The sequence below is a fragment of the Nocardioides sp. P5_C9_2 genome, assembly GCF_054049555.1.
The window spans coordinates 1-1,545 of sequence record NZ_JBFUMD010000672.1; the positions used below are offsets into that span (position 1 = coordinate 1).

At 63.3% G+C, this 1,545-nt stretch carries 1 protein-coding gene; it reads right to left on the reverse strand.

Annotated features, from left to right (window positions below):
• Positions 1-1,545: HsdM family class I SAM-dependent methyltransferase (locus tag ACXJKL_RS20865; RefSeq protein ID WP_457208908.1), on the reverse strand; the 1,545-nt coding region annotated here is incomplete at both ends.

A 1,545-nucleotide genomic window follows, 5' to 3' on the forward strand; every position in this document is an offset into this window, starting at 1 on the left:
GACCTCGCCCAAGGGCACATTCTCCGCGTCGCGGAGGTTGGGGTCCGGCAGCGGTTCGCCCCTGCGGTCGGTGATGATTGGCGCACCCGGATCGGCTACGGCCGCGGACTTCACGAGTTCCTTAGCCACCGCGAGCGTCACCGACGGTGCCACGGTTTGCACAGCATTCAGGCAGGCCTTCTCATCGGCGTACTCCTCACCGAGAACGTCGACGAAGATTTCCTGCGGCCCGGAGTCCAGCGCAGCCTTTCCCCATGCCTTCGTCTCGCCCACGGCCGCAACCGCCTCTGGGCTAATGACCCAACGGCGGCGCAACGGCTGCTCGACGGTGACGCGCTGAAAACCGAACGCTTCGCTGTCCAGAACCTTCACGCGAGGGTCGTCGAGGCCTGCGTCAGCGGCCTCCATGTAGAGCCGGGTGACTTCGGCGATGGCGTCGTTGGAAAGGAACTTGCGCTTCTGACCGAGGCCCTTGCGCATCTTCTCGAACTCACCGCGGGCGTCCAAGAGGAGCACCTTGCCGCGACGCTCGGGACGCTTGCGGTTGGTCAGAACCCAGAAGTACGTCGAGATGGAGGTGTTGTAGAACAACCGGTCGGGAAGGGCTACGACCGCTTCGAGCCAGTCGTTTTCGATGATCCACTTGCGGATGTTCGACTCGCCGGATCCGGCCGCGCCCGAGAACAAAGGGGAGCCAGACAAGACGATTGCGAGACGTGAACCACCCTCGATGATGTTGGGTGTCGACGGGTCATCAGCGACGGGCTTCATCTTCGAGAGCATGTGCTGAAGAAACAAGAGCGAACCGTCAGACGACCGTGGCAGCCCGGCTCCGAAGCGGCCGTCGAAGCCCTCGTTCTCGGCCTCGGCCACGATCGGTTCGGCGTACTTCTTCCAATCCACACCGAACGGCGGGTTGGCGAGCATGTAGTCGAACTTGTCGTCTGGGTGGCCGTCGGCGGACAGAGAGTTGCCCAGCACGATGTTCTCGGGCTTCTCGCCCTTGATGAGCATGTCGGAGCGGCAGATGGCCCAGGTCTCAGGGTTCAGTTCCTGCCCGTAGACCTCCAGGTGGGCGTCCGGGTTGAGTCTGGCCAGGTAGTCCTGCCCCGAGGAGAGCAGTCCGCCAGTGCCGCACGCCGGGTCGAACATGGTCCTCACCGGGGCGACACCGGAGAGGGCCTTCTCGTCCTCGACGAAGAGGATGTTGACCATGAGGTTCACAACCTCACGGGGTGTGAAGTGCTCACCGGCGGTCTCGTTCGCCATCTCGGAGAATCGGCGGAGCAGTTCCTCGAAGATGTAGCCCATCGCGTGGTTCGGGACCACGTCCGGGTGTAGGTCGATGTCGGCGAACCTGGCGACCACTTGGTAGAGCAGTCCGGCCTTGTCGAGGGTCGCGATGCGCTCAGCAAACTTGTACTTCTCCAACACGTCGGCCGCGCCGGAGGAGAACCCGGCCAGGTAGGAGGTCAGGTTGGCGCGGACGTTCTTGTCGTCGTTGAGGAGGTCGGTGAACGTGAGCGGTGAGACGTTGTAGAACGG